This is a genomic window from Crenobacter oryzisoli (assembly GCF_030385785.1).
Taxonomy (GTDB): Bacteria; Pseudomonadota; Gammaproteobacteria; order Burkholderiales; family Chromobacteriaceae; genus Crenobacter_A; species Crenobacter_A oryzisoli.
In genome coordinates this window covers 26,328-43,342 of record NZ_JAUEDK010000012.1, presented here as the reverse complement: position 1 = coordinate 43,342, position 17,015 = coordinate 26,328, and the positions used below count along the sequence as shown (strand labels likewise).

General features: G+C 66.0%; 12 protein-coding genes. 9 read left to right on the top strand and 3 right to left on the bottom strand.

Annotation, left to right across the window (positions count from 1 at the left end):
* The first annotated feature begins 1 nt into the window (after window position 1).
* The 4 genes from QU481_RS08850 to dinB all read left to right on the top strand — a co-directional run bounded on the left by QU481_RS08850 (window position 2) and on the right by dinB (window position 4,018).
* Window positions 2-1,240 carry an NRAMP family divalent metal transporter gene (locus QU481_RS08850; RefSeq protein WP_289829593.1) on the top strand — a complete coding sequence of 413 codons (1,239 nt, stop codon included), beginning with the start codon at window positions 2-4 and terminating at the stop codon, window positions 1,238-1,240.
* Window positions 1,241-1,271: 31 nt separating this feature from the next.
* Window positions 1,272-2,366, top strand: coding sequence for a YjbE family putative metal transport protein (locus tag QU481_RS08845; RefSeq protein WP_289829591.1), 1,095 nt, complete (start codon window positions 1,272-1,274; stop codon window positions 2,364-2,366).
* 259 nt (window positions 2,367-2,625) lie between these two features.
* Window positions 2,626-2,913 (top strand): Rdx family protein, encoded by a 288-nt coding sequence (locus tag QU481_RS08840; protein WP_289829590.1) that lies wholly within the window; start codon window positions 2,626-2,628, stop codon window positions 2,911-2,913.
* A gap of 31 nt (window positions 2,914-2,944) precedes the next feature.
* Complete coding sequence (dinB, locus tag QU481_RS08835) at window positions 2,945-4,018, top strand: DNA polymerase IV (protein WP_289829589.1); 1,074 nt, start codon at window positions 2,945-2,947, stop codon at window positions 4,016-4,018.
* Window positions 4,019-4,045: 27 nt separating this feature from the next.
* Here dinB and QU481_RS08830 read toward each other — a convergent pair whose 3' ends face one another.
* Complete coding sequence (locus QU481_RS08830; RefSeq protein ID WP_289829588.1) at window positions 4,046-5,077, bottom strand: sensor histidine kinase; 1,032 nt, start codon at window positions 5,075-5,077, stop codon at window positions 4,046-4,048.
* 32 nt (window positions 5,078-5,109) lie between these two features.
* On the opposite strand from QU481_RS08830, the gene argH reads away from it, so the two are divergent.
* The 5 genes from argH to QU481_RS08805 all read left to right on the top strand — a co-directional run bounded on the left by argH (window position 5,110) and on the right by QU481_RS08805 (window position 13,493).
* Complete coding sequence (gene argH, locus QU481_RS08825) at window positions 5,110-6,492, top strand: argininosuccinate lyase (RefSeq protein WP_289829587.1); 1,383 nt, start codon at window positions 5,110-5,112, stop codon at window positions 6,490-6,492.
* Between the two features lie 331 nt (window positions 6,493-6,823).
* Window positions 6,824-8,419, top strand: a complete 1,596-nt coding sequence (locus QU481_RS08820) for an ABC transporter substrate-binding protein (RefSeq protein WP_289829586.1) — start codon at window positions 6,824-6,826, stop codon at window positions 8,417-8,419.
* Window positions 8,420-8,811: 392 nt separating this feature from the next.
* Window positions 8,812-10,395: an EAL domain-containing protein gene (locus tag QU481_RS08815; RefSeq protein WP_289829585.1), complete on the top strand. Its 1,584-nt coding sequence runs from the start codon at window positions 8,812-8,814 to the stop codon at window positions 10,393-10,395.
* 235 nt (window positions 10,396-10,630) lie between these two features.
* Complete coding sequence (locus QU481_RS08810) at window positions 10,631-11,401, top strand: DeoR/GlpR family DNA-binding transcription regulator (protein ID WP_289829584.1); 771 nt, start codon at window positions 10,631-10,633, stop codon at window positions 11,399-11,401.
* 157 nt (window positions 11,402-11,558) lie between these two features.
* Window positions 11,559-13,493 carry a ribonuclease catalytic domain-containing protein gene (locus QU481_RS08805; RefSeq protein WP_289829583.1) on the top strand — a complete coding sequence of 645 codons (1,935 nt, stop codon included), beginning with the start codon at window positions 11,559-11,561 and terminating at the stop codon, window positions 13,491-13,493.
* Between the two features lie 984 nt (window positions 13,494-14,477).
* Here the strand turns inward: QU481_RS08805 and eda are convergent.
* The gene (gene eda, locus QU481_RS08800) at window positions 14,478-15,110 is read right to left on the bottom strand and encodes a bifunctional 4-hydroxy-2-oxoglutarate aldolase/2-dehydro-3-deoxy-phosphogluconate aldolase (protein WP_289829582.1); all 633 of its coding nucleotides are present in this window, start codon (window positions 15,108-15,110) and stop codon (window positions 14,478-14,480) included.
* Between the two features lie 4 nt (window positions 15,111-15,114).
* A complete protein-coding gene (gene edd / locus QU481_RS08795) occupies window positions 15,115-16,959 on the bottom strand; it encodes a phosphogluconate dehydratase (RefSeq protein WP_289829581.1) in 1,845 nt (614 codons plus the stop codon).
* Window positions 16,960-17,015: the final 56 nt, after the last annotated feature.

Below are 17,015 nucleotides of genomic sequence, written 5' to 3'. Positions count from 1 at the left end.
GATGAATCACAGCCATCCGCTGTCGCTTTCCCGTCTGAAGCACCTGGCTGCGGCGCTGGGACCGGGTCTGGTGGTGATGCTCGCCGACACCGACGCCGGCAGCGTGATCACCGCCTCGCAAAGCGGGGCGCAGTGGGGCTACCGCCTGCTGCTGCTGCAGTTTCTGATCATCCCGCTGTTGTTCGTGGCACAGGAACTGACGGTGCGCCTCGCTCTGTGCACCGGCAAGGGCTACGGCGAGCTGATCCTGCAGCGCTTCGGCAGCGCCGCGGCGCGGCTTGCCACCGCGACGCTGGTGGTCAGCTGCTTCGGCGCGCTGGTGACGCAGATGAGCGGTCTTGCCGGCGTCGGCCAGCTGTTCGGCGTGCCGGTGTGGCAGACGATCGCCGTGCTGGCACTGCTGATCTTCGCGATGGTTTGCACCGGCAGCTACCAGTCGGTGGAGCGGGTGGCGATTTGCCTGGGCGTGTTCGAGCTGGCTTTCCTGGTGGTGGCGTGGCGGGCCAATCCCGACTACGGTCAGCTGGTCGGCCAACTGCACCACATGCCGCTGGGCAACCGCGACTACCTCTACCTGCTGGCCGCCAACCTCGGCACCAGCATCATGCCGTGGACGGTGTTCTACCAGCAGTCGGCGCTGATCGACAAAGGCCTGGAACAGGCCGACCTGAGGGCGGCACGGCTCGATACCCTGATCGGCGCGGTGCTGTGCCAGGTGGTCACTGCTGCGGTGCTGGTAGCGGCGGCGGCGGCGTTCGAAGGCCGCGGCAGCATGGCGCTCGATAATATCCCGCAGATCGCCGAGGCGTTCACCGCCGTGCTCGGCCCGCATACCGGCCGGCTGCTGTTCGCGGTGGCATTGAGCGGCGGTGCGCTGGTCGCGACTATCGTCGTGTGCCTGACGACCGCTTGGGCGCTCGGCGAGGTCAGCGGCAAGCACCACTCGCTGGAGAACCATCCGCGCGAGGCGCCGTGGTTCTACACCGCGTTCGGGCTGATACTGGCGGCCGGTGGCATGCTGGTCTCGTCCGGCATCAACCTGGTGCGGCTGTCGATCGCCACCGGCGTGGTCAACGCGCTGCTGTTGCCGGTGGTACTGGGCTTCCTCTATTGGCTGGCTCACCGCGAGCTGCCCGAGGAACATCGCCTGAAAGGCTGGTACGGCGCGGCCGTCGCCACCGTGTTCACGCTGACCGCCGGCATCGGCCTTTATTCAGGCATCGCCGGAGCGCTGGGATGAACGGGCACGGCGGCGAGCATGGGAAAACATAATGGGTTTTGACAGTTTCGGCCACGCCATCGGCATGGCGTTTCAGGTGTTCTTCCTCGACCTGCTGCTCAGCGGAGACAACGCGCTGGTGATCGCGCTGGCCTGCCGCAGCCTGCCGCGGCCGCTGATGAAGCGCGCGGTGCTGATCGGCACCGGTTTCGCCATCCTGCTCCGCGTACTTCTGACCACCGTGGTCAGCTTCCTGCTGCAGGTGCCGCTGCTGCGGCTGATCGGCGCGGCACTACTGATCGCCATCGCGATCAAGCTGCTGCTCGGCGACCTGGAGCCCCCCACGGGCAAGGCGGACGACGCGTCTAGCGAGGTCGACCGGCTCTGGTCGGCGGTAGTGGTGGTGGTCAGCGCCGACCTGGTGCTGAGCCTCGACAACGTGGTGGCGCTCGCCGCCGCCGCGCAAGGCAGTGTGCTGTTCCTGGTGCTGGGCCTGCTGTTCAGCGTGCCGCTGTTGATGTACGGCAGCCTGTTCATCACCCGGCTGCTCGACGACAACCCCCTCTGGGTGCCGGCCGGCAGCGCGATGCTCGGCTGGATCGCCGGGCGCATCGGCGTGTCCGACCCGCTGGTCGCCCCGTGGATCGCCACTCAGGCCCCGGCGCTGTCGCTGGCGATCCCGCTGTTGTGCGTGGTGTTCGTGCTAGCGGAGAGCCGCATCATCCGCCAGCAGCGCCCGACGCTGATCGCGCCACCGCCGCTCGGCCTGGCTGCCGGGCTGATGAAACGGCTGGCAAGCTTCGGCGCGTCGGCCGAAGAAACGGAGGCAACAGCCAGGCTGGCGGTGCCGGCCGTGGCGCTGGCCCCCGCCAGCCCTGGGTTCGCCGCCCCGGTCGCGACGGTGGCACCAGCGGCCGAGGCGGAGGAGGAAGCGGTGGAGCAAGCCGACGTCGTGCCGGTCGAGCCGACGAGCATGCCGGCACCGGATCCCGACGCCGACCCGGTGCAGAGTTCGCGCCTGCTGTCCTTGTCGTTGCGCGTGCTGGTCGGCGCGGCGGCGCTGCTCGGCGTGCTGGCGATAGGCTGGCTGCTGTTCCACCTGGCAAGCCAGGGGGTGCTGCCGACGCCGGAACACGCGCACGGCTAGCCCTCCGTGAACGGGCGGCGGCGAGACACTGCGTTGTATCCTCGTCACAACGATAGGCCCCGATGAAAATAGGGCTTTACCGATCGCGAAACTCCGGGCAGACTGCGCAGCGGAGATGGCCGGATTGTCGGACAAAAAATGCATCGCCAAGTCTACAGCGATGGAGGAGACAAGCCGCACAACAAACTATCAAGACCGCACCGGCCATCCCACTTCCGCCCGTATCGGTTATGCTTGGCTTTTACGCATGACCCGCACCATGAACACCGCATCCCCCCGCATTACCATCCGCTACTGCACCGGCTGCCGCTGGCTGTTGCGTGCCGCCTGGTACGCACAGGAACTGCTCACCACCTTCGAGAAGGAGCTGGGTGAAGTCAGCCTGCAACCCGGCAGCGGCGGCATCTTTCAGGTCTGGCTCGACGGCGAACGGCTGTGGGACCGCAAGGAAGACGGCGGCTTCCCCGACATCAAGACGCTGAAGCAAGCGGTGCGCGACCGCGTCGCGCCGGACAAGACACTCGGCCACAGCGACACGCCGGCCTGACCCACGCCGCCCCTCAACGTTGACCGAATCGATGGACGCGCCGCAGCGCAAGATCATCCACATCGACTGCGACTGCTTCTACGCCGCGATCGAGATGCGCGACGACCCGTCGCTCGCCGACATCCCGCTCGCGGTCGGCGGCCGCCCCGACGCGCGCGGCGTGATCGCCACCTGCAACTACATCGCGCGCCGCTACGGAGTGCATAGCGCAATGGCATCGGCGACCGCGATCAAGCGCTGCCCCACGCTCAAGATCATCCCGCCCGACATGGCGCGCTACCGCGCCGCCAGCCAGCAGATCATGGAGATCTACCGCGACTACACCGAGCTGATCGAGCCGCTGTCGCTCGACGAGGCGTATCTGGACGTCACCGCTTCGCCGCACCACAAGGGCAGCGCCACCCGCATCGCCGAGGAGATCCGCGCGCGCATCCGCGCCGAGGTCGGCATCACCGCCAGCGCCGGGGTAGCGCCGAACAAGTTCCTCGCCAAGGTGGCGAGTGACTGGAACAAGCCGGATGGGCTGTGCGTGATCCGCCCTCAGGACGTCGCCTCCTTCGTTGCCACCCTGCCGGTGGCGAAGATTCACGGCGTCGGCCGCGTCACCGCCGAGCGGCTCGCCGCGCTCGGTATCAACAGCTGCGCAGATCTGGCCGCGTGGCCGATCGACAAGCTGGCCGAACAGTTCGGCCGCTTCGGCGAACGCCTCTACCAGATGGCGCGCGGCATCGACCCACGCCCGGTCGAGACCGAGCGCCCACGCAAGTCGCTGTCGGTCGAGGAAACGTTCGTGCATGACCTGCCGGATCTCGCCGCCTGCCACGCCGAGCTGCCGGCGCTCTTGACCCAGCTGGCCGAGCGCTGGCAGCGCGCCGGCTCCCCGCCGTTCAAGCAGCTGACCGTCAAGATCAAGTTCGCTGATTTCACGCAGACCACCGCCGAACACCTGGGCCACCGGCTCGACGCCGAAGGCTACGCGACACTGCTCGACGTCGCGTGGGCGCGCGGCGCGCGGCCGGTGCGGCTATTGGGGGTGGGGGTGAGGATGAGCGAGGACGGGCAGGTACAGCCCGAGCAATTGACGCTGTTCGGCAGCGGTGGCTGAAGAGCACGATCAAAGCCACCAGCGTCGCTAACCGCGCTCGCGCAGAAACGCCGGCAAATGCGTATCGATCACCACCGGCCGGTACGGCAGCTCGAGCCGGGTGACGAAGCTATCCTCGCTGCGCTCGGTCGACAGCGTTGCGTCGCCGTCGAACATCAGCGCCAGCCGCTCGGAGATATTGCCGAGCGCCATATGGTTGCCGGCCACCTTCAGCGCCGGCTCGTCGGCGACCGGGTTGTGGATGGTGATGGCCAACCGACGCCGATGCAGCGTCGCCTCGATACGGATCTCGCCCGGTACGATCAGCGTCTCGACGCCATGGCTGACCGCGTTCTCGACCAAGGGCTGCAGCAGCAATGGCGGCAGCAGCGCGTCGTCCGGCGCATCGAGCTGCCAACTTACCTTCAGCCGCTCGCCTAGCCGCTCCGCCTCGATCGCCAGATACAGCCGCGCGAGTTCCACCTCGCGCGCCAGCGTCGAGCTGCGCCCCGGGTCGGCCAGCTGCGCGCGAAACAGGTCGGCCAGGTTCTCCAGCACCATCTCGGCGCGCGCCGGCCGGCTACGGATCAGGCTGATCGCAGCGTTCAGGCTATTGAACAGGAAGTGCGGGCGAATCCGTGCGGTCAACGCCGCCAGCCGCGCCTCGGGCAGGGCCGGCGACAGCGCACGCTCGCGCAGCGAGAAATAGTGCATCAAGAGCGCGGTGGTCAGCGCCACCCAGCCGAGAAACGGCCAGCGAATGACGTGGCCAGCATTGTTCGACAATTCGACCAGCGCGAACACGACCACCGCCAGCGCCACGCTCCACGGCGCCGGATGACGCCGACGCGAGAGCCAGGGGCTCGCCAGCGCGAGGCCCGCCAGGGTCAGCACGAGGCCGGGCGCCACCATGCGCGCCAGGACGGCACCGCTCGCGACAAAGTCGTGCCCCGTCTCGGCTTTGCGCAGCGCCAGCGCGACCAAGAGCAGCCCGACTGCCGCGATCAGCCGGACGATCACTGCGGCGCGCCGGAAGTCGGGCAACGCAGTCAGCCCGAATGATTGACGTATAATGGCCATTTTCGGATCGCATACCTTGGGTGGACATTGTCATGCATGATAGCAAAGCCTGGTCCGGCCGGTTCTCGGAACCTGTCGCCGAACTCGTCAAGAAATACACCGCGTCCGTCACCTTCGATCAGCGCATGGCCGCGTTCGACATCGAGGGCTCGCTCGCCCACGCCGCGATGCTGAACAAGGCCGGCGTGCTGTCCGACGAGGACCTGGCCGCTATCCGTGGCGGCATGGCGGAGATTCTCGAAGACATCCGCGCCGGTCGCTTCGACTGGAGTCTCGATCTCGAAGACGTGCACATGAACGTCGAGAAGCGCCTGACCGACAAGATCGGCGATGCCGGCAAGCGCCTGCACACCGGCCGCTCGCGCAACGACCAGGTCGCCACCGACATCCGCCTGTGGCTGCGCAGCGCGATCGACGACATCGCCGGCCTGATCGCCGAACTGCAGACCTCGCTGCTGGATCTCGCTGAACAGCACGCCGACACGGTGATGCCGGGCTTCACCCACCTGCAGGTGGCGCAGCCGGTCACCTTCGGCCACCACATGCTCGCCTACGTCGAGATGCTGACCCGCGACGCCGAGCGCATGCAGGACGTGCGCAAGCGCGTCAACCGCCTGCCGCTGGGCGCCGCCGCGCTGGCCGGCACCACCTACCCGATCGACCGCCACTACACCGCGCAGCTGCTGGGCTTCGACGACGTGTGTCAGAACTCGCTCGACGCGGTGTCCGACCGCGACTTCGCGATCGAATTCACCGCCGCCGCGTCCCTGGTAATGATCCACCTGTCGCGCCTGTCCGAAGAGCTGATCATGTGGATGAGCCCGCGCGTCGGCTTCATCGACATCGCCGACCGCTTCTGCACCGGCTCGTCGATCATGCCGCAGAAGAAGAACCCGGACGTGCCGGAACTGGTGCGCGGCAAGTCGGGCCGCGTGGTCGGCCACCTGATCGCGCTGATCACGCTGATGAAGTCGCAGCCGCTCGCGTACAACAAGGACAACCAGGAAGACAAGGAGCCGCTGTTCGACACGGTGGACACCCTGGTCGACACGCTGCGCATCTACGCCGACATGATGCGTGGCATCACCGTGAAGCCGGAGCCGATGCGCTCCGCCGTGCTGCAGGGCTTCGCCACCGCGACCGACCTGGCTGACTACCTGGTGAAAAAGGGCCTGCCATTCCGCGACAGCCACGAAGTAGTGGCGCTGGCGGTACGCCATGCCGAGACCCAGGGCGTCGACATCGCCGACCTGAGCATCGACACGCTGCGCACCTTCAGCCCGCTGGTCGACGAGGACGTGTTCGCGGTGCTGACGCCGGAAGGCTCCCTGGCCCAGCGCGACCACGTCGGCGGCACCGCGCCGAACCAGGTGCGCGCGCAGATCGCCCGCCACCGCGCGCGGCTGGCCGGCTAAGCATTTAGAACCAGTTCACGATCTCGCGGACGAAGGGTCAGCCAAGGCGAAATGACGCGAAAAAGCGGAGTGGACAGGGAGTCCATGAGCATGTTGAGCGGCATTTCAATGCAGGATCACCCAAGGTCTAGAAGATAGAACGCAGCAAATCGTGGACAGGTTCTTAGCACCGTCACCGACAGGCCGGGCATGTCCCGGCCTTTTTCGTGCCCGCGTTGGCCGAACGGCCGCATAGCAGAAAACGACATTATCCAATCGCCAACAGATATTTCCGGTCGAAACGGTAGAACAGTAGACTGATCGGTCCCAATTCAGACTGGTGACCCCTAACATGCTGCGCTCTGCCGGCCGTCTCGCCCTGCCCGCCCTCGTTCTCGCTACTCTTTCCGTCTGCGTCGCCCACGCCGGCGGCACGCTGGTCTACTGCTCCGAAGGCAGCCCGGAGGGCTTCGATCCGGCGCAGTTCACCACCGGCACCACCTTCCACGCCTCGTCGGCGACGATCTACAACCGCCTGGTCGACTACGCGCCGGGCAGCACCCGGCTGATCCCGAGCCTCGCGACGCGCTGGCAGGTGTCGCAGGACGGCCTCACCTACACGTTCACGCTGCGCCCCGGCGTGAAGTACCAGACCATCCCCGGCTTCGCGCCGAGCCGCGACTTCAACGCCGACGACGTGCTATTCACCTTCAACCGCCTGCTCGACAAGAACCTGCCGTTCCGCAAGGCCTACCCGACCGAGTTCCCGTACGTGGCCGACGCCGGCCTCGACAAGAACCTCGACAAGGTCGAGAAGGTCGACGACCTGACGGTGCGCTTCGTGCTGAAGAAGCCGGACAGCGCCTTCCTGCCGAATCTCGCCACCGACTTCGCGTCCATCCTGTCGGCCGAATACGCCGCGCAGCTGTTGAAGCAGGGCCGCCCGCAGGACATCAACCTCAAGCCGGTCGGCACCGGCCCGTTCGTGCTGAAGAGCTACCAGAAGGACGCGACGATCCGCTACGCGCGTCACCCGGGCTACTGGCGCGCCAACCACGTGCAGATCGACAACCTGGTGTTCGCGATCACCCCCGATTCGGCGGTGCGCGCGCAGCGCTTGAAGGCCGGCGAGTGCCAACTGGCCGACAGTCTGAAGCCGGACGACATCGCCGAGCTGAAGAAGGTGCCGCAGGTGCAGCTGATCTCGCGCCCGGGGATGACGCTCGGCTTTCTCGCGTACAACACGCAGAAGAAATACCTCGACCAGGCGAACGTACGTCGCGCACTCGACATGGCGATCGACAAGCCGGCCATCCTCGCCAGCATCTACCAGGGCAGCGGCATCGCCGCCAGCAACCCGATCCCGCCGGGACAATGGGGTTACAAGGGTCTGAAGAGCACGCCGTACAACCCGGCCGAGGCGCAGAAGCTGCTGCACGCCGCCGGCGTGCCGCAGGGCTACGAGGTGGCGCTGTGGGCGATGCCGGTTCAGCGCCCGTACAACCCAAATGCCCGCCGCATGGCCGAGATGATCCAGTCCGACTGGGCCAAGGTGGGCATCAAGGCCAAGATCGTCAGCTACGAGTGGGGCGAATACAACAAGCGCATCAAGAAGGGCGAGCACGACGCGGCGCTGCTCGGCTGGTCGGCCGACAACGGCGACCCGGACAACTGGCTCGGCACGCTGTTGTCGTGCGACGCGATCGGCGGCAGCAACAGCGCGCGCTGGTGCAACAAGGACTACGACGCGCTGGTGACGCAGGCGCGCGGCCTGCCGTCGATGCAGGCGCGCAGCAATCTGTACGCGCGCGCGCAGCTCGTGTTCGGCCGCGAGCTGCCGTTCAGCCCGATCGCATACACGGTGGTGTACAAGGCGGCGCGCAAGAACGTGCAGGGCGTGGTGATCAGCCCGCTCAACACCAGCTTCGAGGACATCAGCGTACGCTGACACCATCACCGGTCGGTGCTCAGCTCGGGGCCGACCGGACTTCGCGCCCCCCTTGCAACGCGCCCACCTGTTGCAAGGGGGCATCAGTTTCCAGCAGGACGATTTACCCGCCCGGGCCATGCTGCCCGAGCAATGACGCAGTTATCTCGACTTCAAATAGTAAACTTGTTGATATTTGCACAGTAGAGCAAATTATTTAAATTCACTAATCCAGCCATTTGGTTAATAATTCAAAGGTCATTATTTACAAGCAAATGGAGATTCGGTCTGACTGTTCGACAGTCGACATGCCAAGCTCCGCGGTGCGGAATCGACGATGACCGGCTAGACGCAGGTCGGCATCATCCGCCAGCAGCCTAGGCATGCCAGGCTGAGAGGTCTTTCCTCTTGCCATGACGCCTCTCCCCATCCCCATACTGGCCACCCGGCATCGCCGGGACTGGCTGATCGCACTGGCGGCCGGCTTCTGCACGGTGCTGCTGACGGCATGGCTGTTCGGCCACCGCCTGCAGCGCGACGTGCAGCAGCAGGCCCGAGAGAGCGCCCAGCTCAGTCAGGAGGCGATCGACCGGCTGCTCGACGACGTCAACGCGACGCTGCGCCAGGTCGAGCCACTGATTGCGCTGCCCTGCCAAGAGCTGCGTGCCCGCCTCGGCCCGGTGGTGGCGCACAACCCCTACGTACGGGCGGTCGGCGTGGTGCACGGCCAACACCTGCACTGTCTGAGCACCTTCGGCCGGGTGGCCATCGACCTGCCGGGGGCAGCCCCGCAGCTGCAGCAGGTCGAACTGCAACTGAACAAAGACCCGCTGGCCGGCGCCGGCCTGATCAACCTGGACGTACGCCGCCAGTTGCCCGGTGGCGTCAGCATGCTCGCCTCGCTCGACATGCGGCTCTTACAGCCCTTCCTCAGGCGGGTCGTGCTCAACAAGCTGCAGGAATACGGCCTGGTGATCGACGGCCAGATGTTCCTGCGCGACCGGCTCGCCCCGACGCAGCCGGCGGTGGATGCGCTGAGCGTCAGCGTCGCGTCGGCTCGCTACCCATTCGGTGTGTTCGGCCAGACCGAGCAGGCGGAGTTGTGGGAGTATCTGCTGCGGGAGGAGCAGCTGAAGCTACCGCTGTTCCTGCTCGCCGGCGCGCTGGCCGGCATCGTCACTTACCTCGCGCTGAGGCGTTGGCGCTCGCTGAACGGCCGGCTCGAACAGGCGCTGCGCAACCAGGAATTCCTGCCCTACTACCAGCCCCTGATCGACAGCCGCAGCGGCCGCTGCGTCGGCGCCGAGGTGCTGATGCGCTGGCAGCCGCCAGGAGGAGCGCTGATTCCGCCCGACCGCTTCATCCCGCAGCTGGAGGAGAACGGCCAGATCGCCGCCGCCACCACGCTGTTGATGCGCCAGGTCGCCGCCGACCTCGCCGGCTTGTCGTTGCCGCCGGACTTCCACCTGAGCATCAATATCAGTCCCTGCCAACTCACCGATCCTGCGCTGGCGGCCGACTGCCGGCTGCTGCAGGACGCCGTCGCGGCGAACCAGGGACAGATCGTGCTCGAGTTGACCGAGCGGGTCGCGCTCGAATCGACCGGCGTCACCCAGGAGACGCTGCAACGGTTGCGCGACCAGGGGGTGAAGATCGCGATCGACGATTTCGGCACCGGCCACAGCAGCCTCGCCTACCTGACCGAGCTGAAGGTGGACTACCTGAAGATCGACCGGCGCTTCGTTTCGACAATCCGGGACGACGTGCCCAGCGCGGTGCTCGACGCGATCATCGCGCTCGGCCGGCAGCTGAATCTGGTCACGGTGGCCGAAGGGGTGGAAAACGAGCGCCAGCTGGCCTATTTGCGCACCCGCCGGGTGTCGCTGCTGCAAGGCTATCTGTATGCCCGCCCGATGGACTATCCCGCATTCGGCCGCTATCTCGCCGACCACACCGAGCAGCCCGCGCAAAGCGAGCCGGCCTTCAGCTACCACTGAGCACAACGCCCCCTTCGCACCACTCGGTGGAGCCGGGGTCAAGCCCCCCCCTCCTTCCGGAACCACGCAGGACACCGCCGGCGTCAAGCAGGCACGGCGGGTCAAGCGACGACCCGCTTCCACCCATCGAAATCGCCGACGGTGTATCGAAATTGAAGAAAGCACGCGCCGGGATTTGCTCACGTCACAACATCTATGTTAAAGACAGTGACGTAATTTTCGCTTTCGAACCATCATGAGCCGATCTCCCCGACACGACAGAATTTTGCAGCTGGTCCGCGACAACGGTTTCATGCCGATCGAGGAACTGGCCCGGCTGCTCGACGTTACCCCGCAGACCATCCGCCGTGACATCAACCAGCTGTGCGAAGCTAACCTGCTGCGCCGCTACCACGGCGGCGCCGCGCTCGGCAGCAGCGTGGAAAACGAGGACTACTTCGCACGCAAGGGGAAGTTCCAGAGCGAAAAGGCGCATATCGCCGACATGATCGCCGAGAGCATTCCCGACCATGCCTCGCTGTTCATGAGCATCGGCACCACGATCGAGGCGGTGGCGGTAGCGCTGACCAACACGCACAAGGGCCTGCGCGTCATCACCAACAACATCCACGTGGCGTCGATCATGTCGACCAACCCGGACTTCACCGTGATGATCACCTCGGGCGTGGTACGAGCCTCAGACGGTGGCATCACCGGTGTCGCGACGCTGGACTTCATCAACCAGTTCAAGGTCGACTACGCGATTCTCGGCGTGTCCGGCATCGAACCGGACGGCTCGCTGCTCGATTTCGACTATCGCGAGGTGCGCGTCGCGCAGGCGATGATGGCGAACGCGCGCCACCGTTATCTTGCCGCCGATCACAGCAAGTTCGGCCGCAACGCCTTGGTGCGGATGGGCCACATCAGCGAATTCCACGCGATCTACACCGACAACGAGCCGCCGGAGCCGCTGCAGAAGCTGCTCAACGAGCACAATGTGAAGGTGTTCCTGGCCGACCCGCTGTAAGCGCCGGCCGGCACTGCACCGAAGCCGCCGCCCGCCCCGCCCAGGGGACGCCGGCGGCTTCGTCGTTACCAGCACCCGTCGTCGCCCCACTGCCGGGTGGCTCCGTCCCGCTGGTATAATCGCTCCCTTCCCAGCCCCATCATTAGCTAGCGCGCGCATGAATATTTTTTACGAGGAAAGCGGTGCCTTCAAAGTCGGCACTGTGGTGACCAAGAACGACGCCTCGTTGCAGGTCGACACCCAGCACGGCAAGCGCGCCAAGATCAAAGCGGCCAACGTGATGATCGAATTCACCAGCCCCCTGGCCGACTTCCTGCCGGCCGCCGAGGCGCTGGCCGCCGACATCGACGTCGACTTCCTGTGGGAAGTGTGCGGCGAGGACGAGTTCGACTTCGACAGCATCGGCGCCGAGTACTTCGGCCACAAGCCGAATGCCATTGAGGGCGCCGCGATCCTGCTGACCATCTTCGGTGCGCCAATGTACTTCTATAAGAAGGGCAAGGGCCGCTTCAAGGCCGCGCCGGAAGAGTCGCTGAAGGCCGCGCTGGCCGGCATCGAGAAGAAGAAGCGCGAGCAGGAGCAGATCGACGCCTGGGTGGCCGACATGGTCGCAGGCACCCTGCCCGACGCGATCAAGAGTCAGCTGATGCTGCTGCTGCACCGTCCGGACAAGCAAACCCTCGAATTCAAGGCCTTTGACGCCGCCTGCCAGAAGAAGGCGCTGTCGCCGCTGAAGCTGGCCGCCCAGCTCGGCGGCATCCCGTCGGTGCCGGATTACCTCTTGGCCGGCTTTCTGATGGAACACTTCCCGAAGGGCCGCGGCTTCGGCCAACTGCCGGCGCCGACCCCCGAGAACGATCTGCCCACCGCCGACGTGGCCGCGTTCTCGATCGACGACGCCGCCACCACCGAGATCGACGATGCGCTGTCGGTCACCGACCTGCCCAACGGCAACAAGCGCGTCGGCATCCACATCGCCGCGCCGACGCTCGGCATCGCGGTCGGCTCCGAGATCGAGCGCGTGGTGTTCCAGCGCCTGTCGACGGTGTATTTCCCGGGCGACAAGATCACCATGCTGCCGGACGAGCTGGTGCAGGCGTTCACGCTGCAGGAAGGCTTGGACTGCCCGGCGCTGAGCCTGTACGTCGAGGTCACCCCCGAGTTCGAACCGGTGTCGTACGAGAACCGCATCGAGAAGGTGCGCATCGCCGCCAACCTGCGCCACGACCAGCTGGAACAGGTGTTCAACGAACAAACCCTGGCCGAACCGGGCTTCGGCCCCGACTACCCGTTCAAGAACGAGCTGGTCTGGCTGTGGCAGTTCGCGGTGGCGCGCGAGAAGTTCCGCGGCAAGTACGACCCGACCCGCCCGGTGCAGAGCGACTACAACTTCGCGATCGAAGACGGCAAGGTGCTGATCACCACCCGCAAGCGCGGCGCGCCGATGGACAAGCTGGTCTCCGAGCTGATGATCCTCGCCAACAGCGAGTGGGGCCGCATGCTGGCCGAAGCCGGCATCCCGGCGCTGTACCGCGCGCAGACCATGGGCAAGGTGCGCATGACCACCAAGGCCGAGCCGCACGTCGGCTTGGGCGTCGCCCAGTACGCCTGGAGCACCTCGCCGCTGCGCCGCGCCGCCGACTTCGTCAACCAGCGCCAGCTCACCGCGATGATCCGTGGCGAGAAGCCGCAGTTCGAGCAGGGCGACGCGATGCTGTTCGCGGTGCTGCGCGACTTCGACGCGGCCTACAGCGCCTACCTCGGCTTTCAGGACAAGCTGGAATACTTCTGGTGCCTGCGCTGGTTCACGCAGGAAGGCGTCAGCGAGATCACCGCCAACTTCATCAAGGAAGATCTACTGCGCCTGAACGGCCTGCCGATGCGGGTGCGCGTGCCGGGTCTGCCGACGCTGGCGTCGGGCGACACGGTGCGCCTCGGCGTGGTGCGCATCGACGAACTGGAGCTGACCATCGAGTTCCGTTTCCTCGGCGTGGAGGGTCATCAGGACCTGGCTCAGGAGAGCGAAGACGAGGTGGGTGCAGGTGGCACCGTCGAGGTGGAAGTGAGCGCCGAGGGCGCGTTGGCGGGCTGAGCGATCAGCTGCTACATGCCGTTTCGTGCCGTGAAAAAGCCGACCCGTTGGGTCGGCTTTTTTGTTGGCCGGGCAGATAAGAACGGGGGCGTTCGGCCAACCTTTTCTGGTGAACTGTCGGCCGCATTGGCGCGGCATGTTGCTTTTGTCGGTCTCGCCCGACCGGCGAGGTACTTTCTTTGCTTCGTCAAAGAAAGTACCCAAAGAAAGACGACCCCCACGACGCCGGCCCGCTACGCGGGCTGCCCTGCGAGCGCTACGGCCAACGGGCGGCTGCGCAACTCGCACCGACTACATCGGCACTCGGACAGTGCTCGCCGACTTCCCCCGTTGCCCGCGCCGTCCTCGGCGGTGTCGAAGGGGAGATAGACTGCTCGTTGGTAACAATCGCGCAATTTGTCCGGAAAAACAGTGGATTGCTTGGCTTGGCGTCAGCTGCGGACAAAATGGTTCGTCGCCCACTTTCTGTGGATAACCACAAAGGTTCCGAACAACACTGATGCAATGAACGAACCGATTCGGCCAACAGTGGATCTCTCACCCAAACCTACCACGGTTTTAAGCCTTACAAATCCACATCTGCCGCAATCATCCTGCCCATCCCCCTTCGCGCTGCCGAGCGATCGTCAAGCGACCAGGTCTTAAGCCGCCGCATGTTCGAGCACCGCGACGTTAGCGCGGGGCGAGTTCGGCGGCGCCTGGCCGCTTGGCAGGCGCGAGGGAAGCCGTAGGCCAGCGTGCTGGGGTCGCCTTTCTTTGCCTACTTTCTTTGGCGAAGCAAAGAAAGTAGGTCGCCGGTCGGGCGAGACCGACAAGGCCGCAACCCTCACCAACGTTGGCCGAAGAAGCCCACTCTGCCAACAAAGCCCCCTTCGGCCAGCCTCCCCCCCATTTCCCTAGTCAAAACCAGACAAAAAAGAGGGCGACACGCGGTCGCCCTTGGGAGAGAAAATGCAACAAAAACAAGAGGAGAAATCGTTAGGCTCAGCGTTCGCGCAAGGCGCGCGCACCGCGTGCCAGCTCAGTAATACGCGCCCAGTCGCGCGCCGCGATCGCATCGTCCGGCGTCAGCCAGGAGCCGCCCACCGCCAGCACATTCGGCAGCGCCAAGTAGTCGACGGCATTCTTTTCATTGATGCCGCCGGTCGGGCAGTAGCGCAGCTCCGACAGCGGGCCGGCCAGCGACTTGAGCAGCTTCACGCCGCCCACCGCCTCGGCCGGGAACAGTTTCTGGATCAGGAAACCCTCGTCGGCGGCACGCATCGCCTCGGACGGAGTAGCCACACCGGGGATGAACGGCACGTTGCTTGAGCGCGCGGCCGCAGCCAGCTCGCCGGTCAGGCCCGGGCTGACGCCGAACTGCGCGCCGGCTTCCAGCGCCGCCTCCCACTGCGCGCGGGTGCGCACCGTGCCGGCGCCGACGATGGCGTCGGGCACTTCCTCGCGCAGCCGGGTGATCGCGGCCAGCGCGCCTTTGGTGCGCAGCGTCACTTCCAGCACGCGGATGCCGCCATCGACCAGTGCGCGGCCGAGCTCAGGCGCCAGGCCTGGGTCGGACAGCACGATCACCGGCATCACCGGACCGTCTTGCAGGAGGGAAAGCGCGTCGATCGTCATCTCATCAATCCTTGTTCGTGTGCCACAGCGGGTGGCGGAAACTCATCGCGCCGGCCTCAGCCCGGTCGGCGGTGTGGCGGAAGCCGGCGAACAGTTCGCGGCCCACGCCGAAATCATTGCCGGACAGGTCGGCCGAAGCCAGCGGCCGGGCGGCCCATTCGGCGGCATCGACCAGCACTTCCAGCTTGCCAGCATCGGCATCCAGGCGCAGCAGGTCGCCGTCGCACACCTTACCGATCGCGCCGCCGTCCAGCGCCTCGGGGCTGACGTGGATCGCCGCCGGCACCTTGCCTGACGCACCGGACATGCGGCCGTCGGTGACCAGCGCCACCTTGAAGCCGCGGCCCATCAGCACCGCCAGCGTCGGGGTCAGCTTGTGCAGTTCCGGCATGCCGTTGGCGCGCGGGCCCTGGAAGCGGATCACCGCGATGAAGTCGCGTTCCAGCTCGCCGCGCTTGAAGGCGTCGAGCAGCTCATCCTGGCTGTCGAACACCAGCGCTGGCGCTTCGACCAGGCGGTGTTCTGGCTTCACCGCCGACACCTTGATCACCGCGCGACCCAGCGGGCCGGTGACCAGCTTCAGGCCGCCATCGGCCGAGAACGGCTGGCTGGCCGGACGCAGCACGTCCAGGTCGCCGGACTCGGTCGGCGCCGGGCGCCAGGCGAGTTCGCCGTTGTCGAGCCACGGCTCGTTCGTGTAATGCGTCAGTCCCTTGCCCGCGACGGTGGAGACGTCGTCGTGCAGCAGACCCGCGGCCAGCAGCTCGCGGATCACGAAACCGATGCCGCCGGCGGCGTGAAAATGGTTCACGTCGGCGCCACCGTTGGGATAGACGCGTGCCAGCAACGGCACGACGCTCGACAGCTCGTCAAAATCGTCCCATGAGATGTCGAGGCCGGCCGCGCGGGCAATCGCGACCAGGTGCAGGGTGTGGTTGGTCGAGCCACCGGTGGCCAGCAGGCCGACGATGCCGTTGACCACGGCCTTCTCGTCGATCACGTGGCCGATTGGGGTCGGGGTCTCACCCTGGTTGGAAATCTGTACGGCGCGGCGCGCGGCGGCACGGGTCAGCGCCTCGCGCAGCGGGGTGTTCGGGTTGACGAAGGCGGTGCCCGGCAGGTGCAGGCCCATGATCTCCATCAGCATCTGGTTGGAATTGGCCGTACCGTAAAAGGTGCAAGTGCCAGCGCCGTGGTAGCTCTGCGACTCCGATTCGAGCAGTTCGGCGCGGCCGACCTTGCCCTCGGCGTAGAGCTGGCGGATATGCGCCTTCTCGTCGTTGGACATGCCGGTGGTCATCGGGCCGGCCGGCACGAAGAGCGCCGGCAGATGGCCGAAGGTCAGCGCGCCGATCATCAGGCCCGGCACGATCTTGTCGCACACGCCCAGATACAGCGCGGCGTCGAACATCTGGTGCGACAGCGCCACCGCGGTGCTCATCGCGATCACGTCGCGCGAGAACAGGCTCAATTCCATGCCGGCCTGGCCTTGGGTCACGCCGTCGCACATCGCCGGCACGCCGCCGGCGAACTGGGCGGTCGCGCCCGCTTTCAGCGCCTCCTGCTTGATCCAGGCCGGGAAGGCCTCGAGCGGCTGGTGCGCCGACAACATATCGTTGTACGCGGACACGATGGCGAGGTTCGGCTTTTCCACCGCCTTCAGCCGGAACTTGGCATCGTCCGGCATTGCCGCAAACGCGTGCGCCAGGTTGGTACAGGACAGCTGGCTGCGCTCCACCTTGCCGCGCTTCAGGGCGGCGTCCACGTGCGCAAGATAGGCAGCACGCGTGGGCCGGCTGCGCTCGGTGATGCGACGGGTAACCTCGGCGACGACAGGATGCAGTGGCATGGCAACGGTCCAGTGCTTGAAAAACGATAATCGGATGGTAGTTTTACTACAAATAA